Source organism: Cedecea davisae, assembly GCF_044095835.1.
GTDB lineage: Bacteria > Pseudomonadota > Gammaproteobacteria > Enterobacterales > Enterobacteriaceae > Cedecea > Cedecea davisae.
Window position 1 is genome coordinate 2,662,760 of sequence record NZ_CP172054.1, and the last position, 24,472, is coordinate 2,687,231.

Annotated in this window: 19 protein-coding genes and 1 pseudogene; 10 read left to right on the forward strand and 10 right to left on the reverse strand. The window is 53.9% G+C overall.

Annotation, left to right across the window (positions count from 1 at the left end):
* Position 1: 1 nt before the first annotated feature.
* Positions 2 to 151, reverse strand: coding sequence for a hypothetical protein (locus ACG1VR_RS12760; RefSeq protein WP_164716807.1), 150 nt, complete (start codon positions 149 to 151; stop codon positions 2 to 4).
* 309 nt (positions 152 to 460) lie between these two features.
* Between ACG1VR_RS12760 and ACG1VR_RS12765 the strand changes: the two genes are divergently transcribed.
* Positions 461 to 700: a HigA family addiction module antitoxin gene (locus ACG1VR_RS12765; protein WP_126355930.1), complete on the forward strand. Its 240-nt coding sequence runs from the start codon at positions 461 to 463 to the stop codon at positions 698 to 700.
* A 38-nt stretch (positions 701 to 738) separates the two neighbouring features.
* Here the strand turns inward: ACG1VR_RS12765 and ACG1VR_RS12770 are convergent.
* The 6 genes and pseudogenes from ACG1VR_RS12770 to pgaA all read right to left on the reverse strand — a co-directional run.
* Positions 739 to 1,215 (reverse strand): annotated as a pseudogene (locus tag ACG1VR_RS12770) (IS3 family transposase); the annotation flags it as partial.
* A 620-nt stretch (positions 1,216 to 1,835) separates the two neighbouring features.
* Entirely contained in the window at positions 1,836 to 3,935 is a 2,100-nt protein-coding gene (locus ACG1VR_RS12775) for an NEL-type E3 ubiquitin ligase domain-containing protein (protein WP_395491107.1), read from the reverse strand.
* A 91-nt stretch (positions 3,936 to 4,026) separates the two neighbouring features.
* Positions 4,027 to 4,482: a poly-beta-1,6-N-acetyl-D-glucosamine biosynthesis protein PgaD gene (pgaD, locus tag ACG1VR_RS12780; protein WP_395488977.1), complete on the reverse strand. Its 456-nt coding sequence runs from the start codon at positions 4,480 to 4,482 to the stop codon at positions 4,027 to 4,029.
* Positions 4,479 to 5,810: a poly-beta-1,6-N-acetyl-D-glucosamine synthase gene (gene pgaC, locus ACG1VR_RS12785; protein WP_016536241.1), complete on the reverse strand. Its 1,332-nt coding sequence runs from the start codon at positions 5,808 to 5,810 to the stop codon at positions 4,479 to 4,481. Before pgaC ends, pgaD begins: the two co-directional genes overlap by 4 nt.
* Positions 5,803 to 7,818 carry a poly-beta-1,6-N-acetyl-D-glucosamine N-deacetylase PgaB gene (pgaB, locus tag ACG1VR_RS12790; RefSeq protein ID WP_395488978.1) on the reverse strand — a complete coding sequence of 672 codons (2,016 nt, stop codon included), beginning with the start codon at positions 7,816 to 7,818 and terminating at the stop codon, positions 5,803 to 5,805. The genes pgaC and pgaB overlap by 8 nt, the downstream gene beginning before the upstream one ends.
* Positions 7,819 to 7,826: 8 nt before the next feature.
* Entirely contained in the window at positions 7,827 to 10,169 is a 2,343-nt protein-coding gene (gene pgaA / locus ACG1VR_RS12795; protein WP_395488979.1) for a poly-beta-1,6 N-acetyl-D-glucosamine export porin PgaA, read from the reverse strand.
* A 670-nt stretch (positions 10,170 to 10,839) separates the two neighbouring features.
* Between pgaA and ACG1VR_RS12800 the strand changes: the two genes are divergently transcribed.
* Entirely contained in the window at positions 10,840 to 11,406 is a 567-nt protein-coding gene (locus ACG1VR_RS12800; RefSeq protein WP_395488980.1) for a LuxR family transcriptional regulator, read from the forward strand.
* Between the two features lie 30 nt (positions 11,407 to 11,436).
* Here ACG1VR_RS12800 and cueP read toward each other — a convergent pair whose 3' ends face one another.
* Positions 11,437 to 11,988, reverse strand: a complete 552-nt coding sequence (cueP, locus tag ACG1VR_RS12805) for a copper-binding periplasmic metallochaperone CueP (RefSeq protein ID WP_395488981.1) — start codon at positions 11,986 to 11,988, stop codon at positions 11,437 to 11,439.
* Positions 11,989 to 12,417: 429 nt separating this feature from the next.
* On the opposite strand from cueP, the gene ACG1VR_RS12810 reads away from it, so the two are divergent.
* The 3 genes from ACG1VR_RS12810 to yjiA all read left to right on the forward strand — a co-directional run bounded on the left by ACG1VR_RS12810 (position 12,418) and on the right by yjiA (position 15,825).
* Positions 12,418 to 14,571 carry a carbon starvation CstA family protein gene (locus ACG1VR_RS12810; protein ID WP_395488982.1) on the forward strand — a complete coding sequence of 718 codons (2,154 nt, stop codon included), beginning with the start codon at positions 12,418 to 12,420 and terminating at the stop codon, positions 14,569 to 14,571.
* Positions 14,572 to 14,647: 76 nt separating this feature from the next.
* Positions 14,648 to 14,851 carry a YbdD/YjiX family protein gene (locus tag ACG1VR_RS12815; protein ID WP_016536233.1) on the forward strand — a complete coding sequence of 68 codons (204 nt, stop codon included), beginning with the start codon at positions 14,648 to 14,650 and terminating at the stop codon, positions 14,849 to 14,851.
* 11 nt (positions 14,852 to 14,862) lie between these two features.
* Entirely contained in the window at positions 14,863 to 15,825 is a 963-nt protein-coding gene (gene yjiA, locus ACG1VR_RS12820; protein WP_395488983.1) for a GTPase, read from the forward strand.
* A 1-nt stretch (position 15,826) separates the two neighbouring features.
* On the opposite strand, the gene btsR is transcribed toward yjiA, so the two are convergent.
* Together btsR and ACG1VR_RS12830 are read right to left on the reverse strand one after the other, a co-directional pair.
* Positions 15,827 to 16,546 carry a two-component system response regulator BtsR gene (btsR, locus tag ACG1VR_RS12825; protein ID WP_395488984.1) on the reverse strand — a complete coding sequence of 240 codons (720 nt, stop codon included), beginning with the start codon at positions 16,544 to 16,546 and terminating at the stop codon, positions 15,827 to 15,829.
* Positions 16,540 to 18,228 (reverse strand): sensor histidine kinase, encoded by a 1,689-nt coding sequence (locus ACG1VR_RS12830; RefSeq protein WP_039898178.1) that lies wholly within the window; start codon positions 18,226 to 18,228, stop codon positions 16,540 to 16,542. The genes btsR and ACG1VR_RS12830 overlap by 7 nt, the downstream gene beginning before the upstream one ends.
* Positions 18,229 to 18,683: 455 nt before the next feature.
* Here ACG1VR_RS12830 and ACG1VR_RS12835 point away from each other — a divergent pair, with 455 nt between their 5' ends.
* From ACG1VR_RS12835 to ACG1VR_RS12855, 5 genes are all read left to right on the forward strand, one after another.
* Positions 18,684 to 19,706, forward strand: a complete 1,023-nt coding sequence (locus tag ACG1VR_RS12835; RefSeq protein ID WP_279045840.1) for a methionine ABC transporter ATP-binding protein — start codon at positions 18,684 to 18,686, stop codon at positions 19,704 to 19,706.
* Positions 19,699 to 20,367 (forward strand): methionine ABC transporter permease, encoded by a 669-nt coding sequence (locus tag ACG1VR_RS12840; protein WP_016536228.1) that lies wholly within the window; start codon positions 19,699 to 19,701, stop codon positions 20,365 to 20,367. The genes ACG1VR_RS12835 and ACG1VR_RS12840 overlap by 8 nt, the downstream gene beginning before the upstream one ends.
* 92 nt (positions 20,368 to 20,459) lie before the next feature.
* Complete coding sequence (locus tag ACG1VR_RS12845; RefSeq protein ID WP_016536227.1) at positions 20,460 to 21,275, forward strand: MetQ/NlpA family ABC transporter substrate-binding protein; 816 nt, start codon at positions 20,460 to 20,462, stop codon at positions 21,273 to 21,275.
* 96 nt (positions 21,276 to 21,371) lie between these two features.
* Complete coding sequence (locus tag ACG1VR_RS12850; RefSeq protein WP_172570110.1) at positions 21,372 to 21,917, forward strand: shikimate kinase; 546 nt, start codon at positions 21,372 to 21,374, stop codon at positions 21,915 to 21,917.
* 64 nt (positions 21,918 to 21,981) lie between these two features.
* Entirely contained in the window at positions 21,982 to 24,468 is a 2,487-nt protein-coding gene (locus ACG1VR_RS12855; RefSeq protein ID WP_395488985.1) for an ATP-binding protein, read from the forward strand.
* Positions 24,469 to 24,472: the final 4 nt, after the last annotated feature.

The following is a 24,472-nucleotide window of genomic DNA, read 5'->3' on the forward strand; positions in this document are numbered from 1 at the left end:
ATCACAGAGCTCCGTATCCGTATAGGCCACGCAGGCTGTTCAGAGCGTCGAGCTCAACCAGCGCGTTCACGGAGGTGCTTTCGTGGCGGGTGCGGATTTTCAGCACCTCAATGAGTTTTTTGTAAATGCACAGAGTCAATTGGCTCAGCATGGTCTCTCCTTCAGAAAATATTCACTCTGTGAAGAAATGAATATTGAGTGTATGTGTCTGAGATGAAGTTAATCAGAAATATTTAATTCAGTTAAATAAATGATATGGTGTCATTTTCAATGATGTGAGACAACGACACTCTTCTTTGTTACACTAAGTTCCAATTTCTATGACTTTCGGATCCTCTTATCAATTCCACACATCGCCGCGACGCGTAGACACGAAAAGATAGCGGTAAGGACAAATTAGCGTATAATAGCCGAGTTATGATAGGTGGCACACGCACTTTCAATCCCGGAGGCTATCATTATGGGAATATTTAATCCGCCTCACCCTGGCGGTCTAATTACTGAATATATTGAAGATAATAATATATGTTTGCTCTGTCTAGCTAGAGAACTGGATCTATCGATAAATGTACTCAATAAAGTAGTCTCAGGTAAGATTTCCATTAATTCTGAAATAGCTTTTCGCCTAGAAGTGGGGCTGGGAATCGCAGCACCTTTGTGGTTATCAATGCAGGCCGCCCACGATAGTTGGCAGCAATAATGAAAATTGTCGCTTGAGAGAATAAAGTCTATCGATCAGTTATCGTTAAGTGCTTCAAACAGTGCCGAGTTGCACACAGGCAGACGTTGCTTTCCCTTACGGCGATAATTTAGTTTTAACAGGCAGTAAACTCGCTTATGATTCCATGTATGACACTGTCTGCATAGCACCTGAATTAGTTTATTAAGCCCATAACGAGGATGGCACTCAACTACGATGGGACCGCCGGTTCATCACGTCCGTTATCTGGACGATAAAAATATACTAGCCCGCTCAGCGACAACGCCCTACATACCTAGCTTACACTCATCGAGCATATCTCTTTCAGATAATTGACGAGTTCACACTTTATCGCTGGTTTTAAAACTTTTTTCGATAACATCTTTTAACGCGCAACTTTCCAGACGACGGATTCTCATCCGCAAGGTTTTTTTAATATCAGTCGCTTCCATCCTGCCATAATTTTCTTTCCAGCTATAATAGCTGGCTTCAGATATGGTGGCCTCACAACACACACCTGACGGTACGTCCAACTTAAACGGAGTTGAGGGCTGCTATTATTTAGTGTTAAGTCATTCGGGTCTTACGCATGGTGCTCTCCTCCTGGGACATAATCAGTATGTTGCAAAATCTCTAAAAGTAAGTGATCCGGTTTATCGGCATGCTTACAGACATGCCTTAATGTTTATGGCTTCATTTAGCCTGGTTTCAAGCTTTGATAATTGTCAGCATAAAAATCCATTTAACTCATTCTAATAAATAAAATATCATAATGATTTATTGAGATTTTTTAATACTTAGATGCATATTGACAATAATAATCAGATGGGAAAACAGCCGGGCTGGGAAAGCCGCACGGAACCCGCTCTAAAAATAGCGGCAGCTCGATGATTTGCTCTTGTTTATAAGGATAAGGGACGGTCATGATTGCTCACCTCAAAATACTGTATGCATACACAGTATTATATGGATTAGGTGAATAACTCAAGCCGCCGGGCAGGCCGTTACGCAAACGTGCTGATGTTTATGGGGATTTAGTTGTAGCTGACCACAGGCTTCGCCCGGCGCGGTTCACATTTAATGAAGGAGGTAGCTCCGCGCCGTCTTCTGTTTTAAAAAAACAGCCAGCGCTCAGTTAAGACCATCTGGGCTTTAGATATCTGCCCAACATATTGCCCGCCAGAGGGTGAAGGCCATCAAGAAATGCCCTTTCCGCACTTTCCATGGCTCTTGCTCCGATAATACGCTCAGCATCGGTATTGCCGAGCAGACCTGCCGGTTTTAGCTCTGTGTCAGACAGAATTCGGTACGTGTTTTCATAATCTGATATTTTCTTTTCACAAAGTGCTTCCCAGCTTGTCGGCTCCGTACGCTCCAGTACCTTGCGTAATGGCTCCCACTGCAATATCCACTCTGCAAACTGGCTGTTTTCGGCAGTTTTTACCTGAATTTCAGCGGACTGAAGGTCTGACTCCGTCACGCCGGATACACCAAAGAACCGCATTTCTGCCGTCACGCTGGTCAACTCAAGCGGTTGCTTCAGTTTATTCTGATAGCCCAGATAGACCTCGATCTCATCGACGAAGTACAGCGTTTTGACCTTCTCACGGGCAATCTGCTCCAGTTTCTCCAGCCGGAACATTTCACGCCCAACCGAGACCAGCCCGGGGAGATTCTCGTTAAACTCCCCTTTTTCCGCATTATGTACTAATTGCACGTTCTTCATCTTGTTCAGCGCAAGGGTAACCCGATCCTCACAGCTTGAAGTCGCCTCTGTCGCCATGGCAAATGTTTTTGCTCTCAGCTCATCATCGTCAACCAACTGTGCCAGCCAGGAGGCTATCTGTGTTTTAAAACCCGAGTCTTTTTTGAAGTTTTCCGTCTCGCTCAGCCGGTCCAGAAAACTGCTGAAGGAGGCCGCATCATCTTGCTGCTCAAACGCCTGCCACTTGCCCGCAAGGCGCGGCTCACCTTCCCTGGCAGGCACCAGCCAATCAGCGACTGCCTGATGCAGTGGGCGAGGTTTCCTGAAAACGGGAGGGCCGCCCACACCGAAATATATTCTGGGGCCAGAATAGTTAGGGGCATGGGTCATATCCAGCAGGGCCTGACGCGTACGATCTGACAGCGGGTTCCCTGACAGGTCGACCCACATATCCCCGGACAATCCGGCGATGCTTTCAGGCAGCCTGGTCAGACGGTTATTATTGACCGTCAGCGCCTGTAGCCCTGACGGCAATACCGGCAGGTAGTTCAGCTCGTTATAACTGGCCCACAACGTCTGTAGCCCTGACGGCAACTCAGGCAGGCTGGTGATTTCGTTATCATCGACCTTCAGTTCCTGCAGAGCTGGCGGCAACGCAGGCAGGGTGCTCAGATAGTTATGACTGCCAGACAGAGTCTGTAGCCCTGACGGCAGCGCTGGCAGCCTGCTCAGAGTGTTGCAATCAACCACCAGTTTCTGTAGTTCTGAAGGCAACTCAGGCAGGCTTATCAGAACGTTATGATTGATAACCAGTTCCTGTAGCCCTGACGGTAACATTGGTAGACTGACCAGCTCGCTATGGCTGGCCCGCAGAGTCTGGAGTCCTGACGGCAACGCTGGCAGGTTGGTTAGTGGTACATTATCAAGGATCAACCTTGCCATATCCGGCGGTAAACGGTCGGGTAAGGAGGTGATGTCAAAGTTGCTCAGGTTAAGCTCTGGATTGCCATTATTCAGGCAGTCACGCATTTTCTGTACCACGACTGCGCGATGGTATGACTCTTCTGGTGGAGCAATAATTTCCCACGTTGACCAGACAGCTTCATAATCTTCTGCTCTCAATTCTGTACGCAGGCTGAGGTTATGTGTTTCATTGTGTCCCTGACAATTCACGGTATACTTCCCGGCGTTATCAGGGATGACGGACAGAACCTCCCGGCTGCCTGAGTCCAGGATACAAAAGTGGCCCTCCCCGTGTCGGCCGAACTGAATGTTTCCCCTACGCCCGGCATATGCGAGCGCCCTGAGCCGTTCAAACCCGCTGACTACATCCTCCCATATCGTTCTGCCCGGTGGGTGATAAATCCTCTGAATACACTCCAATGCCTCGGGTTTATTCGTTTCGCAAAAAAAATCCTCTATTTTTTCCCATGCGCCCATTTCAGGTGGGATACCAGAGTGGGCGATTCTGTGAATGTGATTGTTGCTGATTGCGGCGGGAAAAGATCCATTACTCACTTGAAAGATCATAATAAAATTTCTCTGTAAATTTACACATAATGCCTGTCCGGTGACGTCAACGGCTGCCGTTGACGGTATCATTTTTCCCCAACCCTTTATTTCATAATACGGTCATTGGCTGACTCTCCCGCCCCGCCGCCAGCTCACTGCTTTTTAAATGAATAATTTGCCCAATCTGGTCGTGGTAAACCGTCAGCTGATTATGCTGGCTCATCTCGGATATCAACTGCGGCGGGACGTTAAAGCTCTGCGCCAGTTCGCTGAGATGCAGCGGCGCGAGGCTTTCATGGTAGCGCGCGTTATGCCTGCGCAGGCTGTACTGATACCAAAGGATCAGCAGCCAGCCGTTGACCACCGCGAGCAACAAATAAAGCAGCACCGAATTAAGCGACGAGACGATAATCTCCCCGCGCTGGCCGGGCAGCGTCATTATTTGCAGCAGCAGGTTTTTATACGCGAAGAACACAAACCCAGCCCAGGCGATAAACGTCAGCAGGCCGTCGAACAGGCGCGGGGCGATTCTGTGTTCGGTTAATATCAGGGTATTGGCGTTCATTCTGTTCTTCCTTTTCCGCGGTCAGGGCTTACCCAGCGCGCCCTTGCACGCTGGCGTTTCAGCATCACTCTGGGGAATGCCACCAGGGTGGTTACCAGGCCAATCATCCAGTACATCATCGGGAACCAGATTATCCAGAACAGCGAACCGGCTATCCGCCGCTCATAGCGCCGCTCGATAAACAGGCTGACGAGAAACTGCATCAGGCACATTACGCCCAGCAGCAGCCCGGTAAACTCGGGGGGAAACAGGCTGCGTACCACGAGGTTGGGCGGTAGTGTTGCAACCAGACTTGCGATAAACAGCAGGATGGTTATCGCGTAGGCGAACGCCCACACCGTCGATAACACATACTCAAGAAACAGCGGCCACATGCGGCGGTGCTCCCAGCGAAATAGCCGACGAACATTAACCAGGAATACTTCAGCCCCGCCCTGCGCCCAGCGCAGCCTCTGCTTCCACAGCCCGCGCAGCGTTTCCGGCATCAATATCCAGCACAGCGCCCGCGGCTCGAAGAATATCGTCCAGTGGCTTAGCTGTAGCTTCCAGCTGATATCAATATCCTCGGTTATCATATCCGTGCTCCAGTAGCCGACGTCCGCCAGCGCCTGGCGGCGAAAGGCCGCAATCACCCCGGACACGGTGAACACCCGGCCATAAATGCGCTGAGTGCGCTTGATAAGCCCGATAATCGAAGAAAATTCTCCAACCTGGATGCGGCCAATCAGGTTGGAGCGCGTGCGGATGCGCGGGTTGCCGGTCACCGCACCAACGTGTGGATGCTGGAGCAGCGGCGCGGCAAGGTAAGCCGCCGTATCCCGCTCCAGCAGCGCATCGCCGTCGATACAAACCAGCAGGTCGCCTCGCGCGGCGGCGGCACCCGCTTTTAAGGCCACCGCTTTGCCCTGGTTTTCTGCCAGATGGATAACCCGCAAGCGCGGATACTCTTGCGCCAGCTGCCCAAGCACGCCGGAAGTGTTATCCCCCGAACCATCATTGATGGCGATAACCTCAATATTTTGATAGCGCTGGTTGAGCGCCGCTTCGATGGTTTCCCTGGCATTTTTCTCCTCGTTAAAGCAGGGAATAAGAATCGAGATCAGCGGGTTACCCTCCAGCCGTGGCGGCGGAGTCTCCTTCCCCCAGGGCCAATGCCGTTCCAGCTGGAACCAAAAATAGAGCCCGCCGGTCATCCACAATACCGACATAAACAGCGGCCAGAAGAAGACGAAGTCGAGCAGAATTTTGCCGGTGAAAACGGCCGCCACGCTAAGCGGCAGGCCAAATATCAGGCACAGGATCAGCAGAGAAATAATCCGGTCAGTCATTGTCTGGGTACCACCATGAGGAAAATTCAGGCCGGATGCGCGAGATATCCGGCTGATTATTAATGAAATCGTCCGGGTAATAGCCGTAATGCATTACGCCGTTGAGCTGCAACAGACGCATCCACTCCACCAGCTGTTTATCGGCAACACCCTTTTGCCCTTTGCTACTCCAGTCCCGGGACTGGAGCTCAAAAATGGTTTTATTCAGCGCCAGAGGTTTGGCCGCCACGCGGCGAATAAGCTGCGTCAGCCAGTCGTTACTTTCCGCAGGCGGAACGGACTCCATCAGCGGCATAGCCATCGGCACCGTCCAGTCATAGGCGGCAAGGAAATCATCGAAGTTCTGCGCAAACCAGGCCTCGCTCTCCGGCTCCAGAATCGGCAGGGCAAAAATATTGCGGGCGGTTTTTATCTGCGGGCCGCGAATGTCCTTCACCGCCTGGGTCAGCGTGCGCGTGAAGCCAACCAGCGTCTGGCTTTTAAAACGCGTCCAGCGCTGAAATTCGGCGGTATTGCCGTGAATATCGGCAATATTTTGTGCAAAACCGGCACGGCGATAGGCAGCCAAAGCGTCCTGGCCGGAGTCCTCAAAGTCCGTCAGAAGGGCATCGTCATGAAACAGAATGCCGTCGAAGGTCGCATACCGGGAAAGGTCCTGATAAAGGTCGGCAATCTGGCTGCGAACCTGTTTATTCCACGGCGAAAGGCGCAGATAAGGGCTGTGAGCTCGGCGCGACTGCCGGGTTGCTGTATCCCAGCGCTCAACCCTCGGCAGAGAAGCATTTAAATCAAACGAGAGTACCGGCAGCCAGGCATAAACCTTCACCCCGCCCCTTGTCTGTAGCTGCCAGGAGACGAAGTTAAACAGGTCGGCGCGCACCGGAAGCCAGCGGTTAGGAAAATAGAGCGACTTAATATTGCCGTCTCCGGCCGGGTCGGAAAATGCCTGCAGGAAAACATGGCTAATCTTCATGTCGTAGACGCGCTGCACCAGCGTATCGATATTCTTCGTTTGCTGGGCAGGATCGCTGTCGTAGACGTAGTCCAGATCAACATGCATCACCCGCACCGGCTCGGTTTCCTGAATGCGAGTCACCGTGCTGGCAAAGGCCTTGAGCGAAGGGTTGCCGGAGATAAGGAGCCGGGGAATATTGTCCAGATCGCGAACGTTAGCCAGGCCATCGTTAAGCGTGAACGCCAGCCGGTAGCCGTGTTTTTTTATTACGCTTAACGAAGTGCCGTTTGCGGCACCGTAGGGCCAGACCCAGGCCCGAGGCGCTTTCCCGCTTACCTGCTCCAGTTTGGCGCTGATGCGGCTCACGTCGTCATCAATGCGACGGGTAAACTGCTCGTCGTCCTCATATTGGCCGGTTGCTTTGTCCCAGGCCCGGTTGGCGATAGCCGGTTCGCGGCTGCCCTGCGGGTTAGCCAGCACGCCAAAATGAGATGCCCAGGTATGGGAGCCAATTTCCACCAGCGGCGATTCACTCAGCTCCCGCACCATTTCCCAGGTGGCAAATTTTTCGCGCGGCGTTTTCAGCCCGCCAAAATCGACCGGCTTCCCCTGCGGTGTGCCGACCCAACTGCCCACGGGTGCCCAGAGCGCGGGAACATTGTAGGCCTTAAGCAGCGGCCAGACGCGGGTATAAAAGCTGCTGTAACCGTCATCAAAAGTAAGCAAAAAAGCCTTCGGCGGCAGCGGCTTACCGCCGTCATGCGCGTTCAAAATATCCTGCACGCTTACCGCGCTGTAGCCGTTATGCAGCAGCCAGATTATTTGCTCGTTTAGCGCGCTGGTGCGCACCGCCAGATAACGCTGATCGGGGTCGCTATCCTCCACGTCGTGGTAAGCCAGCACCAGAAAATTGTTCTTCGGCCAGGGTTTGCTGGCTTCGGGCTGCGGCCTGTCCTGCGGGGGCAGAAAATGAATTTCCTGAGCGCACAAACCAGAAAGGGTAAATAACCAGCCGATAACGATCAGGCTGATTCGGAAACTGTTGGTCAGCATGCTTGTCCTTAAAATCTTAAATTCGCGTCAAAGGCCACGGCGAGATTACTTTCGCGCCTGCCGTCATAGGGGCGCTTTTCCCAGTTCAGCATCACGCCGGTGTCGAGAACGTTGTTCCATTCGATCCGCTGGCCGTAGCCGAACGAGGTAGTGGCGCCTGAGCCGTAGCTTTTCTGCCGATAAACGCCCGCGCTCGCGGTAAATTGCTGGCTCCAGACGGTGTCGTAGCGCCGGTACATGACGTGGTCTGCGGAGAACGTCGGTGCCGCAGAGAAATCCCATTTCGGGCTGTAGTAAACCGTGTTGGCGCGGCTGTTAGCGCCGAAGGAAAAACCGGGCAGCAGGTCGAGCATCAGCCCCGGCATTTGCCAGACGCGCTCTTTTCCCTCGAGGCTATATTCCTGACGGAAGTTATGGTCGGTAAACCGGCTGGCGGTGGCGATGAGCTGGTATTCCCTGCGTTCATTCTGATACCAGCGCAGCCAAATATTGGCCTGGTTTGAGCTGATGCCGTTGCGTAACGCCCGCAGCGGCGTGCTGCGGGCCAGGCGTTCAATGCCGCCGCCCGTTCTCCAGCTGTCGCTGAAGCTGTGCCACGCCGCAAGTCTCGCACCGGGTTTATCGCCGCCGTTAAAATGGTTATTTGCCAGTTCAAACTCGGCCCAGCTGGCCCGGGGCCGCCACTCAATGCCGCCAAATACGCTGCGGTTCAGCCCTTTCCCCTCTTCAAAGCGCCCGCTGTTAAAGCGGTTGCCGCCGAACAGCCGCCAGTCATCCGCCAGCGGCGGGCCGTAAATTGCCGCATCCCAGCTAAAGTCGTGAGCGCCGCTTATCGGCGTATCGGAGGTAATGCCCTGATTGCCGCTGAGGCGTAACTCGGACATTCGGTGAACGTCCAGGGCGCGGCTAAGCTGGCGGGAGTCAGGATCCAGCGGCGCTCTGGTCAGCACGTCGTCGGTCAGCAGGCTCATCTGCCGCCATTCGTGAAGATCCTGCGCGACATAAGCCTGCTGCCGCTCAAGCTCCAGGTTAGACGGTTCCAGAACCTCCGCAGCCTTCAGTTCTCGTTCGGCGGCCTGCGGCAATCCCCGCATCTGCAACGCTTCAGCGTAACCTGTTCGTAGCCCCTGGTTGCCAGGCCCGGTCGTCGCCAGGTGATAGGCGAGCTTTTCCGCCTCCGGCAGCGCATGTGTTGCCAGAAGATATTGCAGAGAGAGCGTTTTACCCTCCAGCCAGGCGTCGTTAGGCTGGGGCGTGGGCGAGCCTGCGATGTAAACAACATACGGCGCGCTGCCGGTGATGCTCTCCACATAGCGCCTGGCAGCCAGATACTGGCCGCTGTCCAGCAGGGCATAAAACATCGCGTGTTCGCTTTCATCCGGCAAAGGCCGTGCAGCCTGGGGCGACAGAGCTATGGCCGGCTCCAGCCTTCTTTGCGCCAGATAAGCGTCCACCACCCAGCGCAGCGCCCAGTCGGGAACATCCGCCTTCTCTGAAGCCAGCGATTCATATTCAGCGGTTACCTGCGGGTAATAGTTGTGTGCATACAGCGCGCCAAGCCTGTCTATGCGGGCGCGAACAAGGCCTCTGGCGGCCTGCGGGTCGTTGCGCCAGCGGGCAAAAAACACGTCGTAGCGGTCCAGCGCTTGTTGTGCGACGGCAAAGCGTTCTTTTTCTTCGCGAGGAATAATATCCGCAATGCGTACCAGCTCTGAGGCGGCATCTATTTCCAGCCTGCGCCGCTCTGCGGGAGTGAGATTTGCCCTGCCCGCAAGTTCCAAAGCGGGAGCGCTAATTCGGTTAACGCTTAAAGCATCGGCCAGGGTACGCAACGCCGCGAGATCTTCAGGCGCGAGCGCTACCAGCCGCTGAGCTTCAAACAGCGCGGGCCATTCCTGCTGCCCGTCGGCAAGCGTTTTTATCCGCCCGATGCGGTAGTCAATATTTGCCGGAGCAAGGCGTAGCACCTGTTCCCAGAGCGCAAGCGACTCCGCCCAGCGCCGCAGGTTGCGGTATGACCGGGCGGCAGAAGCTATGCCCCGGGCGGGAATTGAAACCCGCTGCTGGTAACACTGCCAGACGCTAACCACTTCTTCATCCCGCCCGGCCCAGGAAGCCACCTGCAGCCAGTCGGCAACCTTTTCGTCGCTAAGCGCCCCCTGCATTTGCTGTCGTTTTAATGTATCCAGCAGCGGCTGATAATTCCCGCTACGGGCCAGCATCACCTGCTGCTCATAGGCGGACTCACCGCCGAAACTCTGAGCGGGAAATAGCCCTATTAAGCCCAGCAATAACGCCAGCTCTGCGCCATGACAAAAGAATAACTTATTGATATTCAGTCGTTGTGCCATAAATATCTATTCTATATTCCGTTATGAATGAGTACGCGCTTTCCATAGCGTTAAATCAGCTACTAATGGAAAATGTGCACATTAGATCCACGCGATGGATTTTATCGCGGATTATTGCGATGCGTGTGTTTTTGAGTAGCTTCACCCTTACGTTAAAAAGGAGAATTTAAATACATTCGCCTGGCCACCCGATATGACCAACGAGAATAATAAAGTACCGTTAGCCGTTTTGTGAATACGTCAAAAAGGCGGTTGCGGCGCTTTTAAGAATACTCTGCAACGGTTATTTCCAGATAAAATAAAATTCGCCAACCCAATGATTAACAAATAAAAAAACAAACAAATGGAAACCCATGAAATGGAAAAAATCCATTGTCTGGTGGTTTTCCCTGTGCCATTCAGGAAGTTTCCTGGCAAAGATTCTTAATTTTTTATTAGCCCACTTCTTTCTCCATTCATTTAATTTATAATTCGCCACATGGATAATCATAAAAAATGCACAAAGCGTTATTAATATCTTATTCAACGTCGTGTTTTGGTGGCAGGCTAACTAACAAAAAGGTTAGTTAACTCATTTTCAATGAAATATCTAAATGCCGGAAAGAAAGCTGCGGCTCTTCTTCCGCTATGGATAGCCGTTTTTGTTGATCGGATATTAACAGGATGAGCCGTGGTGAATGCGACACTTTTAGTCACTCAGGATTACTATCTTTTTCAGGGCATAAAAAACTGTTTGCCGGAAACGCTTCAGTTACGAACCGTAGACAGAAGGATTTTTAGCAGCGGATACCAGGAATACTCGCTGCTGGTTGATAGCCGCCTGCCGCTGTTTTTTTGGCAAAATATTGTTATTAGCGCGGACAAAACCGGGGCACGTATTCGCTGCATTATTCTCGATATGCGCCACAGCGAAATCCCTCCACTAAGGCTAAAACAGAGCCTGGATATGTCGATACCGTATCGGGAGATAGAAGCAATATTGACCCAATTACGCCGGATAAAGCCTGAAGTTGTGGCAAAAGAGTGGTTTCGCGAGATGCGCCTTAGCGGCGAAGAGCGGGCGATGATGCGGCTACTCAGATTGGGCGTGCCGATGGAACAGGCGGCGTTGAAATTAAATACTTCGCTTAAAAGTCTGTATCGCAGGCGTATTGAGCTATACCAGCGGCTCGGCCTGGCGAGTTTTAATGAAGCCTGCCTGCTTATTTTCAGAAATGAGCCGCCGGACTATCCATAATGTAACCGGAGAGCCGGGCGGCCGGGTAAATTACGCCTGTTTTAGTTGCAGAGTGGTCATGCAGGTCTGGCTGCCGTCATAGGTAGCAAAAGGCGAGCTGGCCGAGCGCCCCTGGTAGCTGACGTTTATCGTGCCTTCGGTATTACGCGGCAGCCACACGCCAACAAAACCGTTTTGATGGCTGGTCAGCGTTTTATGCAAAATCACCTTCCCTGCTTTATCGGTGATGTTCACCTCAAACGCCGTGTTGGCAAGCTCCCCCTGGCAGCCGGAAAGGCTGTGGTTAAAGCAGGGATGGGTTTGCTGAAGGTAAGGCGCAAACGAAAGATAGAATTTATCCCCCAGCGGGTAGCTCACCCGCTGCTTCTCGTCCGACAGGACTAAAGCTCCGCTGGTTATGCCCGCGCTATAGGCAAGCGGGCGAGCCTGCGTGGAGCCATCAATAGCTTCAACCAGTTGTTCAACGTTTTTGCCTTCCAGCCCGTGGCGGGCCAAAAATGCATCGCCTTCAGACGTAGCCGCCAAAGCCGAACCGCTCAGCATCAGCGCCACAAGCGCCGTTATGGTACGTATTTTCATCATTATTCCCCTGGAGTCAGTGTGCATAAATAACTGGCGCAGACGTTACACCTTACCCCAGGGGGAAGGTCAAAGCTCGGGGAGCATAGAAAGGTAAAGCAATGTATTTATTCAGTTTTAATTGATTTCAATCAAACATTGTTCGCCGCCATGAACCGCAATCGGACCGTTGAATCGCTGTTTTTTTTCTTTGCATGGGCATCCGTGAGATCTAAATCACAACTTTCAGCAAGTTAGCACCGCGGCGAAACCGCTTAGCCCATCCGGCAACCGCTTATCTTCGCATATGACCGCTCAGCCACTCTTTCTCCCGCCGGGCAAGAAACGGCGTCAGGCTATATACGGCATAAATTCATGCTCCTTTGTGACAAAAACCAGGTTCAGTAATACAGAGACAGGTATTACGAAAGTATTCTGACAAACGGAATTATTATGAATAAAAATAAATTTCTCAAACACATACCCTGGGTGATTCTGGGGATAATCGGGGCCTGCTGCCTGGCAGTGGTTGCCCTGAGAAGAGGGGAACACATCAGCGCCCTGTGGATAGTCGTGGCTTCGGTTTCGGTCTACCTCGTCGCCTACCGCTATTACAGCCTCTATATTGCGCAAAAGGTGATGAAGCTTGACCCTACGCGCGCGACGCCTGCGGTTATTAACAATGACGGTCTGAACTATGTTCCCACCAACCGCAACGTGCTGTTCGGCCACCACTTTGCCGCGATAGCCGGTGCGGGGCCGCTGGTTGGCCCGGTATTGGCCGCGCAAATGGGCTACTTACCCGGCGTGCTTTGGCTGCTGGCGGGCGTAGTGCTGGCGGGTGCGGTACAGGACTTTATGGTGCTGTTTATCTCGTCGCGTCGTAATGGCGCTTCCCTTGGCGAGATGATCAAAGAGGAAATGGGTCCGGTGCCGGGCACAATCGCCCTGTTCGGCTGCTTCCTTATAATGATAATCATCCTTGCCGTGCTGGCGCTTATCGTGGTTAAAGCCCTGGCAGAAAGTCCGTGGGGGGTCTTTACCGTTTGCTCGACGGTGCCGATTGCCCTGTTTATGGGCATCTATATGCGCTTTATCCGGCCCGGGCGGGTTGGCGAAGTCTCGGTCATCGGCGTTATTTTGCTTATCGCCTCGATTTACTTTGGCGGCGTGATTGCCCATGACCCGTACTGGGGCCCGGCGCTGACCTTTAAAGACACCACCATTACCTTTACCCTGATTGGCTACGCTTTCGTTTCTGCCCTGCTGCCGGTGTGGCTGATCCTCGCCCCACGCGACTATCTGGCAACCTTCCTGAAAATCGGGGTTATCGTCGGCCTGGCCATCGGTATCGTTATTCTCAACCCTGAACTGAAAATGCCGGCCATCACCCAATACGTGGACGGCACCGGTCCGCTGTGGAAAGGGGCGCTGTTCCCGTTCCTGTTTATTACGATTGCCTGCGGGGCCGTATCCGGCTTCCACGCGCTTATCGCCTCCGGGACAACGCCAAAACTGCTGGCCTGTGAAACCGATGCCCGCTTTATCGGCTACGGCGCAATGCTGATGGAGTCCTTCGTTGCGGTGATGGCGCTGGTTGCCGCCTCCATCATCGAACCAGGCCTCTACTTCGCCATGAACACGCCGCCAGCGGGCCTTGGCATTACCATGCCAAACCTGCATGAGCTGGGCGGAGAGAATGCGCCGATGATTCTGGCGCAATTGAAGGATGTGACCGCCCACGCGGCGGCGACGGTAAGTTCATGGGGCTTCGTTATTTCCCCGGAACAGATCCTGCAAACGGCCAAAGATATTGGTGAACCTTCGGTGCTTAACCGCGCTGGCGGCGCGCCAACTCTGGCCGTAGGTATCGCCCATGTGTTCCACAAGATTGTGCCGGTTGCAGATATGGGCTTCTGGTATCACTTCGGTATTCTGTTCGAAGCGCTGTTTATCCTTACCGCGCTGGATGCCGGTACGCGTTCCGGGCGCTTTATGCTACAGGATCTGCTGGGCAACTTTATTCCGTTCCTGAAAAAGACCGACTCGCTGGTCGCCGGTATTGTCGGCACGGCCGGGTGCGTTGGGCTCTGGGGTTACCTGCTGTATCAAGGCGTGGTCGATCCTCTCGGCGGGGTGAAAAGCCTGTGGCCGCTGTTCGGCATCTCCAACCAGATGCTGGCCGCCGTAGCGCTGGTGCTGGCAACCGTGGTGCTGGTGAAGATGAAGCGCACCAAATACATCTGGGTTACCGTGGTGCCTGCCGTCTGGCTGCTTATTTGCACCACCTGGGCGCTCGGCCTGAAGCTGTTCAGCAGCAACCCGCAGATGGAAGGCTTCTTCTTTATGGCCAACCAGTATAAGGCGCGTATCAGCGCCGGCGGCGCAGACCTGACCGCTCAGGAGATTGCGAATATGAACCATATCGTCATCAACAATTACACCAATGCGGGTCTGAGTATTCTGTTCCTGGTTGTGGTGTACAGCATTATCTTCTACGGTATCAAAGCGTGGAAAGAAGCGCGCCAGACCGAGCTTCGCACTGATAAAGAAACCCCTTATCAGCCGGTGCCGAAGGAAGGCGTTAAACTCTCATCCGGCCACTGATCGTTTCATCTGACTGCCCCGCCCACGCGGGGCTTTCTCCTGCCGCATAGCGGCTAAATTTCTCAAGGAGCGACGGATGTTCGATAACTTAGGCGCAGCAAAAAAATACCTCGGCCAGGCGGCCCGGATGCTGGTCGGCATTCCGGACTACGACACCTACGTTTTGCATATGCAGACCAACCACCCGGACAAACCGGCCATGAGCTATAAAGAATTCTTCCGCGAGCGCCAGCAGGCGCGCTACGGCGGAGATGGAAAAGGCGGAATGCGCTGCTGTTAAGGAATAATGTTATGGCACCGATTGCAGTGACTGTTTTAACCGGCTTTCTCGGCGCGGGGAAAACCACCCTGTTACGCCACATTCTGCATCACCAGCAGGAGAGCAAGATTGCCGTTATTGAGAATGAATTTGGCGAAGTTCCCATCGACAGCCAGCTGATTGGCGACCGCGCCACCCGCATTACCACGCTGAGCAACGGCTGTATCTGCTGCACCCGCTCAAGCGAGCTGGAAGACGCCCTGCTTGACCTGCTCGACAGCCTGGATAAAGGCGAGGTGCAGTTTGACCGTCTGATCGTCGAATGCACCGGCATGGCGGATCCCGGCCCTATTCTTCAGGCGTTTTTCTCCCATGAAATTATCTGCGAGCGCTACCTGCTCGACGGCGTTATCACCCTGGTCGATGCGGTTCACGCCACATCGCAGCTCGACCAGTTCCAGCTTGCTCAATCCCAGATTGGCTACGCGGACCGTATCCTGCTGACTAAAACCGACGTTGCCGGGGATTGCAGCGAACTCATCGAGCGCCTGCAACGCATCAACGCGCGCGCCCCGGTTTACCCGGTAGTCCACGGCGATATTGAGCTGGGCCTGCTGTTTGATACCCGCGGTTTTATGCTGGAAGAAAATGTTGTGGCAGCAAAGCCTCGCTTCCACCACATTGCGCAGCAGCAAAATCCTGTCTCTTCGATTGTGGTCACGCTCGACTACCCGGTAGCGCTGGCGGCGGTTTCCTCGGTGATGGAAAAACTGCTTTCCGGCTTTGCCGACAATCTGCTGCGCTATAAAGGCATGCTGTGGATTGAAGACCAGCCGTGCCGCCTGCTGTTTCAGGGTGTACAGCGGCTTTACAGCGCAGACTGGGACCGGGAATGGCAGCCGGACGAAACGCCGGGCAGCACGCTGGTGTTTATTGGAATAGCGTTGCCGGAAGCCGAGATCCGCGAGGCTTTTGCCGGTTTACGCCAGGGCTGACTTACAGCCCCACCGCCTCTTTCAACGATTTTAAATAGCGCCGGCTGACCGGCACGGTACGCCCGTCGCGCAGCAGCAATTCCGCCTGGCTGTTATCCTCCAGGCGGATCTCCTGAAGATAATTCATATTCACCAGATACTGCCGGTGGCAGCGCAGCAGCGGCGTGCGGCTTTCAAGCGTGCGCAGCGTCAGCTCGGTAAACCCTTCTTTGCCGTCCCGGCTGGTGACGTACACCCCGCTCATCCGGCTACTGACGTAGGCCACTTCCTCCATCTGCAACAGCCAGATGCGGCTATGCCCGCTGCACGGGATAAACTTCAGCGGCTGCTGGCTTTCAGGCAGGCCAGAAACGTCCTGCGCTTCGTGCTCCTGATGCAGTCGCGCCAGCGTTTTTTGTAATCGCGGAGCCTCAATCGGCTTCAGCAGATAGTCAAAGGCACGCTCTTCAAAAGCCTGCACCGCATACTCATCAAAAGCCGTGAGGAAGACGATGCGCGGGCGGTGCCGCTCATCGAGCATGCCGACCATTTCCAGGCCGCTGATACGCGGCATCTGAATATCAAGAAACAGCACGTCCGGGCGCAGTTTGTTTACCGCACCAATCGCTTCAATCGCGTTGGAGCATTCACCAATAATTTCAATGTCGCCGTCATCCTGTAGCAGGAGGCGCAGGTTCTCACGCGCCAGCGGCTCGTCGTCAACAATCAGCACTCTTAACATACAAATTCCCCCGCTGGCAGCCGCAGCGTGACGCGCGTAAAACGGTCAGGGTCGCAACTTACGGCGATGCCATAATCGTCGCCAAATCGCGCCCGCAGGCGCTTGTCCACCAGATTCATGCCTAACCCGTTACCGTTGATTTTCGGCCGGTACAGCCCGGCATTGTCTTCTATGTCCACAAAGACATTGTCCCCCTCGCTGCGGGCGCTAATTGTGATAACGCCTGTGCTTAACAGCTGAGACGTGCCGTGTTTAATCGCATTTTCCACAATCGGTTGCAGCGTAAAAGCGGGCAAGTGCTGATGGACAAACGCCTCCGGCACCTGTAATTCAACCTTAAGCTGCGACTGGAACCGCGCCAGCTCGATTTGCAAGTAGGCGTTAACGTGTTCAATTTCATCGGACAGCGTGACTATCTCCGACGGGCGCTTGAGGTTCTTGCGGAAGAAAGTCGATAAATATTGCACCAGCTGCCCGGCCTTATCGCTGTCATTGCGGATAACCGCCTTCAGCGTATTCAGGGCATTAAACAGGAAGTGCGGGTTCACCTGGGCGTGGAGCAGCTTTATCTCCGACTGCGCCAGCAGCGCCTTCTGCTGCTCGTATTTACCGGCGAGGATCTGCGCCGACAGCAGCTGCGCAATCCCTTCGCCAAGGGTACGGTTGATTGAACTGAACAGCCGGTTGCGCGCCTCGTAAAGTTTAATCGTGCCGATAACCCGCTGGTTCTCGCCTCGAAGCGGGATAACCAGCGTTGAGCCCAGCTTGCAGTGAGGATGCAGAGAACAGCTGTACGGCAGCGCGTTACCGTCGGCATAAACCACTTCGTTATTCTCAATCGCCCGCCAGGTGTAGCCCGACGAGATAGGTTTCCCCGGCAGGTGATGGTCATCCCCGGTGCCGGTAAAAGCCAGCAGCTTCTCGCGGTCGGTAATCGCGACGGCGCTGATATCCAGCTCCTGAAGCAGCACCTGCGCCACCTTCATGCTGTTCTGCTCGTTAAAGCCCTGGCGCAGAATACCTTCCGTAGAAGCCGCTACTTTTAGCGCGGTGGCGGAAAAAGCCGAGGTGTATTTCTCAAACATCGCGCGCTTATCCAGCAGGATGCGCATAAACATCGCCGCGCCGAGCGTATTGGTCACCATCATCGGGGCCGCAATGCTTTCGACCAGGTGCAGCGCGTCTTCAAACGGCCGGGCAATCAGCAAGATGATCAGCATCTGCACCAACTCGGCAACAAAGGTCACCGCCCCTGCCATCAGCGGGCTGAACAATTTGTCGGTACGGCCTCGTTTGATTAAATAGCTGTGGATCAGTCCGCCGATTAAGCCTTCGGCGATGGTCGAAATCATGCAGCTAAGCGCCGTCATTCCGCCCAAAGAATAGCGGTGAAGCCCGCCGGTAAGGCCCACCAGCCCGCCGACGACCGGGCCTCCGAGCAGGCCGCCCATCACCGCCCCGATGGCGCGTGTGTTGGCAATCGAGCCTTCAATGTGCAGGCCAAAATAGGTACCCATAATGCAGAAAACGGAGAAAGTGATGTAACACAGCAGCTTGTGCGGCAGGCGCACGGTTACCTGCATCAGCGGGATAAACAGGCGGGTTTTACTCATCAGCCAGGCAATCACCAGAAACACACACATTTGCTGCAAAAGCAGCAGCACTAAATTGAACTCATACATGCTCAGACATTCTCCGTACACAACACGCGACAACATAGCGCGGCTGGCAAAATATTTCCCGATCGCGCTTCACGCTTTGTTAATCCTGCGGGGAGAATTTTTAATTCGTCTCAGATATTCGGCTATTAAATAGACTTTTTTAAATAAAAAAACCAGACACAGATCTTAAAGTAAATTAATTAGCCAGAGAATAATAAATATCCAAACTCAATATAAGCAACGCTGATTATTTGCTAAAGAAAATCCAGATAATGCAGTTCAGAAACTGCCCGGCATTGCTATATGCCTTATCGCTATAACTCATGTTTTTTATATTCTTCTGGCATAGCACGTTAGCAGGTAGTATCGGCTAAACAACGGCGATTAAGCTCGCAGGACAAAGCCCACCACCGGCCATCCACAGCGGATTATGCTGCCGGAAGGCGGAAGTTTTAAGCAGTTAAGGAAAGGTAATAATGATCGTTCTATCGGGCGTGTCGAAAATATTTGCCGGGAAAAACGGCGATATTACAGCCGTGGAAAATATTAGCCTCACTGTCGAAAAAGGCCAGATTTACGGCATTATCGGCTATAGCGGCGCGGGTAAGAGCACCTTAATAAGGTTATTAAACGGCCTCGAAGCGCCCTCTTCCGGTTCTATTTTTATTGCCGGTCAGGATATCGCCAACGCCAGCAGCGAAGCGCTTCGCCAGGCGCGTTTAAAAGTCAGCATGGTGTTTCAGCATTTTAATTTACTGTGGTCGCGCACGGTGGCTGAGAATATTGCCTTCCCGATGCAAATTGCCGGGGTGAATAAACGCCAGATTAAGCAACGCGTTGGCGAACTGGTCAAGCTGGTTGGCCTGGAAGGACGAGAAGGCGCCTACCCTTCCCAGCTCAGCGGCGGCCAGAAACAGCGCGTCGGCATTGCCCGTGCGCTGGCTAATAATCCGGAGGTTTTGCTGTGCGATGAAGCAACATCCGCATTAGATCCACAAACCACCGACGCCATCCTCGACCTGCTGCTCGACATCAATCGCCAGCTCAAATTAACCATCGTGCTTATCACTCATGAAATGCACGTAGTACGCAAAATTTGCCAGCGCGTCGCGGTAATGGAAAACGGCAAAATCGTCGAAGAAGGCGCGGTGCTGGACGTGTTCACTCATCCTCAACAGCCGATAACACAAACCTTTGTCCGCCAGGTTTCCCACCACGGCGAAGGCGGCAGCCCGTTCAACCCGCAGTGGGTTCAGGGGTTAAGCGGCAGCATCCTGAAGCTTATCTTCCCCGGCGGTCAGGCTCAGCAGCCGGTGGTTGCCGAAGTCATTCAGCACTTCAACCTCGCGCTGAATATCCTGCACGGCAAGATTACCCAAACGGTGGACGGCTCGTTTGGCGAGCTTTATGTCCATTTTGAAGAGGCCAGCCAGCTGGACAATATTGTGCAATACCTGAATCAAAAGCGGGTAGAAACCGAGGTTATTCAACATGCCTGAGCAATTATTCCCGCATTTAAACCTCGATAAGCTGTGGGCCGCAACCGGCGAAACCCTTTATATGACGGCCTGGTCCGGGCTGGCGACGCTGGTGTTGGGCATCGCACTCGGCGTGCTGCTGTTCTTAACTTCTCGCGGCCAACTGCTGCAAAACCGGCTGGTTTATTCGGTTGTCACGGTGCTGGTAAACGTCTTCCGTTCGATTCCTTTTATCATTCTGATAGTGCTGCTGATCCCGTTTACCAAAACGCTGGTCGGCACCATTCTCGGCACCAACGCCGCGCTTCCGGCGCTGATTGTGGGCGCCGCGCCATTCTATGCAAGGCTGGTTGAAATTGCCCTGCGCGAAGTCGACAAAGGCGTTATCGAGGCTACGCGCTCCATGGGGGCCAAAACCCACACGCTTATCTTCCGCGTATTGCTGCCCGAGTCCTCTCCGGCGCTGGTGTCCGGGATTACCGTCACCCTGATTGCGCTGGTCAGCTACAGCGCAATGGCGGGCGTTATCGGCGCGGGCGGCCTCGGCAACCTCGCCTATCTGGAAGGTTTTCAGCGCAACCACAACGACGTCACCTTAGTGGCAACCGGCATGATACTGGCCATCGTTTTTATTATTCAGTTTATCGGCGACCGTATTACCACTCTGCTGGATAAGCGCTAGCAGAGATTCATCTTTCGGCAGTCAGGCGCGCTATCTGCCTGCCGGAGTTCCACGGCAATGCTTTTTATAATTAATCACTACTGGACGGGATAATGAAAAAACAATTTATGATGTTAGCTCTGGCTTCTCTGACCGCGCTGAGCCTGCATGCCAATGCGGCAGAAAAGCTGATTGTTGGCGCGTCTAACGTGCCGCATGCGGAAATTCTGGAGCAGGCGAAGCCAATCCTTGCGAAAGAAGGTATCGACCTGGAGATTAAGACCTTCCAGGACTACATTCTGCCGAACACCGCCCTGGCGGAGCGTGAAATTGACGCCAACTATTTCCAGCATCAGCCGTACCTTGACTCGGTATTACAGGATCATAAAGGCGATAAAAACTACGATTTTGTCAGCGCCGGGGCGATCCACGTTGAGCCGATTGGTATTTATTCAAAGAAATATAAAAGCCTGAAAGACCTGCCGCAAAACGGGAAAGTCATTATGCGTGACTCGGTTGCCGAAGAAGGCCGAATTCTGGCTATCTTCCAGCGCGAAGGCGTTATCACCCTGAAGCCGGGCATCAAGCCGGTTAACGCGCGCATTACCGATATCGCAACTAACCCAAAACACCTGCAATTTAAGGCTGATATCGAAGCCGCCCTGCTGCCGCAGATGTATGCCAATGACGAAGGCGACGCGGTTGTTATCAACGCCAACTACGCGCTGGACGCGGGCCTGAACCCAATCAAAGATCCGATTGCGGTTGAAAGCACCGAAGGCAACCCGTACGCCAATATCATCACCGTGCACAGCGCCGACGTGAAGAAACATGACGTCGTAGAACTGGTAAAAGTCCTGCACTCTAAAGAGATTCAGGACTGGATAAAAGAGAAGTACCACGGCGCGGTTGTGCCGGTTAACCAGTAATAATCTTTCTTTGTCCACATTCTGAAAAGGGGCACATTGTGCCCCTTTCTTTTATCCAATAGCATTCAGGGAGAGGATAAATAAGCGAGAAGGCAGATGGCAGATTTTGTTTTTCTGATTGGCCCCGGCGGCGCGGGCAAAAGTACCGTGGGTAAATTTCTGGCGGCTCGCCTCGGCTATGCGAAAGTCGATCTCGACGACGAGTTCTGTGAGCGAATCCTGAACATCCGCGAATTTATCGCCCTTAATGGCTATGAAAGCTATCTCCTGGAGAATGCAAAACTGCTGGAGACGCTGCTGGAAGAAGCCGAAGCTGATAGCGTCTTTATCCTTTCCTCAGGATTTCTGGCAACCGATATCCGCCCCGACATCGTGGAGCGGAACAGAAAACGAGTCGCAGAAAGCGGCACCTCGGTGCTGCTGATGCCGTCCCGCGATTATCAGCAGGCTGTTAACTGTATTGTCGAACGCCAGCTACAGCGGGGCTTCGGCCTGAAAAGAGAAAGCGAAATCGCGAAATTCAGCCAGCGTTTTGAGGCATATCTATTGTCAGGCGATGTGCAGATATTTTCTATGGCCGCCCCCGAGGCCATCGCCGCCAGCATCTTTGATGAGTTAAACAGCCGACGAGTCGCTTATTAATCTCTGTTTTTACAGCTATATTGACTGACATCTAAGCCCAAAAGCCACCGAAGGGAACGCCACGATGCGGCTGACCGCTGTTCTGCGCCTGATTAGCCTCTGCCTGCTCTGCATCGCCTCCGTGCTGCATGCTCAACCAGCGCCCTCTGCCTCATCTGGTTTGGCTAACCCTCTCGGGCTGACCCAGCAAGAGCAAGACTGGGTTGCCGCTCATCCTGTGGTGCCGGTTCTGGTGGTCAATACTCATATTCCGCTGACCTTTATAAATCAGGAAGGCAAGCAAAGCGGTTACGCCGTGGCGCTGCTGAACAGCATCGGCAGGCAAAGCGGGCTACGTTTTACCTGGCATCCCTTCAATAATCTGGTGGAGATGCGCGAACAGCTTAAAAAAGATCCCAACTCGTTAATTGCCGCCGCCGATGCCTCCGCAACGGGGCCTGATGCCGGGCTTATCTATACCCGCCCGATTCAGGTAACCGACTGGGTGCTGGTCACCCGCAAAAATTTCCCCGCCATAACCTCGCTCGCCGGAATGAACGGTAAAAAGGTGGCGGTATTTACCGGCAGTTATTATCTCCCGGATTTACGCAGGCGGTTTCCGCAGGTCGAGTTCGTCGAGCAGGACTTCTCGCTGGAAACCGCCCTCGCCCTGTTCATTCATAATCTCGACGGCGCCATCGTGCCGCAAACCGCTGCCAGCTTCGTGCTGAAAAGCTATCTCGAAGATCGATTCCGCATCGCCATAACGGTGCCCGTCCCCCCGCTGCGGCTGGCGATGGCCTCCGGCGAGCAAAACCGCGCGCTGCTGTCGATAATCGACAAAGCTCTGGAGCGAGTGCCGCCCCAGGAAATGGAGGAGCACCTTAGCGGCTGGCAAATGCGCTACGCGCTGGAGCGCTTTGAGGTCTGGGGCCATTACCGCACCGGGATTATGAGCGCGATTGTTCTCATCAGCCTGGCCGCGATGCTGCTGGTGTTCTACTTCTGGCGCAATCGCCTGCTTAAACGCACCCTCGCAACCCAGCGGGCGCTGCAAAACGAGCTTCAGGCTTCTCAGGCGCAGTTGCAAAAAGCCAGCGAGTCAAAAAGCCAGTTTCTGGCGCAGATGAGCCATGAAATACGTACCCCGATGAACGCCCTGATAGGCCTGCTGGAACTGGAGAATGCCGGGCGCAGCTCGCCGGAACAGCGGCGTAATAACATCGCCGTCGCCTATGAGTCGTCAAAATCATTATTGATGCTGGTGGGCGATATTCTCGATATGGCAAAAATCGAGTCCGGCACTTTTACCGTGCGCAGCGTTCCGCTTTCCCTGAGCGAGATGATTAACAGCGTCAGCACCCTGTTCCGCTACAGCGCGGAAGAGAAGCAGCTTTCGCTGCATGCAAGTGTTGAAGTGCAGGACGACCGGATTCTGTTCGACCCGGTTATGCTCAAACAGATCGTTTCTAACCTGGTGAGCAACGCCATCAAATTTACCGCCCGGGGCGAGGTGGAAATCATTATCTATCAGGCCAAAAAGCAGCCCGGTAAGAAAGGCGATTATGTGCTGGAAGTCTGCGATAGCGGCGTGGGAATGAGCGAAGAGCAGCAAAAAGCTATTTTCGAACCTTTTGTTCAACTCGACGCCGCACGGCGGGCGCACCACGGCAGCGGTCTGGGATTGAGTATCTGCCGCCAGCTGGCAGATCTACTGCACGGAAGCCTGGAGGTTGAGAGCACGCCGGGCGAAGGCACCACGTTTATCTTCCGTTTCTCGGCTCCGATAGCGCCTCCTGAGCAGGACAGGAGTCAACCGGAGGCCAGCCTGAGCGCCTCACACTCACGCAAAATTCTGGTTGTTGACGACCATCCGGCAAACCGTTTACTGCTGGTTCAGCAGCTTGAATTTGCTGGCCATACCAGCGTGGCGGCGGAAAACGGCGCTCAGGCACTGCGGCTTTGGGAAGCGGAACAGCCGCCGTTTGATATCGTCATCACCGACTGCAACATGCCGGACTTTAGCGGCTTTGAGCTGGTGCGCCAGCTGCGGGAAAAAGAGCAGCTGGCGGGAAGCAAGCCCCAACCGATGTTCGGCCTGACCGCCATGGCAGAGCAGCAGGTACGCGACCGGGCAATTCAGGCGGGGATGACCGACTGCCTGTTTAAGCCGGTGGAACTGGCAACGCTGCTTTCCCGCATCGATGAATCAGCTGAGAATATCGGCGAACATCCGCCGCGGGCGCTGCTTTCTCTTAACAAGCTTGCGGGTTCACAGCCGGGGGCTTTTCAAGCCCTGGTTAACACTATAATTGAGCAAAACCAGCTTGATATGGCCGCGCTAAATAGCGCCCTTGCCGGTGGGGATTTCATCCGGGTTAAAGACAGCGCTCATCGCCTGGCCGGAAGCGCACGGCTGGCGGATGCCGCCGGGCTGTCTGAAATCTGCGGGAAAATAGAGGCCGCTGCGCAGGCGCGAGATGGTGAGGCGATTAACGCTTTAATCGCAGACTGCGAACGGCTGGTAAAACAGCTGGAGAATACGCTGCGCCAGGTTGCTATACTGCCATAACCAG

Coding starts and splice junctions, on each gene's coding strand:
- ACG1VR_RS12760 (WP_164716807.1), bottom strand. CDS start 151: ATGCTGAGCCAATTGACTCTGTGCATTTACAAAAAACTCATTGAGGTG.
- ACG1VR_RS12765 (WP_126355930.1), top strand. CDS start 461: ATGGGAATATTTAATCCGCCTCACCCTGGCGGTCTAATTACTGAATAT.
- ACG1VR_RS12775 (WP_395491107.1), bottom strand. CDS start 3,935: ATGATCTTTCAAGTGAGTAATGGATCTTTTCCCGCCGCAATCAGCAAC.
- pgaD (WP_395488977.1), bottom strand. CDS start 4,482: ATGAACGCCAATACCCTGATATTAACCGAACACAGAATCGCCCCGCGC.
- pgaC (WP_016536241.1), bottom strand. CDS start 5,810: ATGACTGACCGGATTATTTCTCTGCTGATCCTGTGCCTGATATTTGGC.
- pgaB (WP_395488978.1), bottom strand. CDS start 7,818: ATGCTGACCAACAGTTTCCGAATCAGCCTGATCGTTATCGGCTGGTTA.
- pgaA (WP_395488979.1), bottom strand. CDS start 10,169: ATGGCACAACGACTGAATATCAATAAGTTATTCTTTTGTCATGGCGCA.
- cueP (WP_395488981.1), bottom strand. CDS start 11,988: ATGATGAAAATACGTACCATAACGGCGCTTGTGGCGCTGATGCTGAGC.
- ACG1VR_RS12810 (WP_395488982.1), top strand. CDS start 12,418: ATGAATAAAAATAAATTTCTCAAACACATACCCTGGGTGATTCTGGGG.
- ACG1VR_RS12815 (WP_016536233.1), top strand. CDS start 14,648: ATGTTCGATAACTTAGGCGCAGCAAAAAAATACCTCGGCCAGGCGGCC.
- yjiA (WP_395488983.1), top strand. CDS start 14,863: ATGGCACCGATTGCAGTGACTGTTTTAACCGGCTTTCTCGGCGCGGGG.
- btsR (WP_395488984.1), bottom strand. CDS start 16,546: ATGTTAAGAGTGCTGATTGTTGACGACGAGCCGCTGGCGCGTGAGAAC.
- ACG1VR_RS12830 (WP_039898178.1), bottom strand. CDS start 18,228: ATGTATGAGTTCAATTTAGTGCTGCTGCTTTTGCAGCAAATGTGTGTG.
- ACG1VR_RS12835 (WP_279045840.1), top strand. CDS start 18,684: ATGATCGTTCTATCGGGCGTGTCGAAAATATTTGCCGGGAAAAACGGC.
- ACG1VR_RS12840 (WP_016536228.1), top strand. CDS start 19,699: ATGCCTGAGCAATTATTCCCGCATTTAAACCTCGATAAGCTGTGGGCC.
- ACG1VR_RS12845 (WP_016536227.1), top strand. CDS start 20,460: ATGAAAAAACAATTTATGATGTTAGCTCTGGCTTCTCTGACCGCGCTG.
- ACG1VR_RS12850 (WP_172570110.1), top strand. CDS start 21,372: ATGGCAGATTTTGTTTTTCTGATTGGCCCCGGCGGCGCGGGCAAAAGT.
- ACG1VR_RS12855 (WP_395488985.1), top strand. CDS start 21,982: ATGCGGCTGACCGCTGTTCTGCGCCTGATTAGCCTCTGCCTGCTCTGC.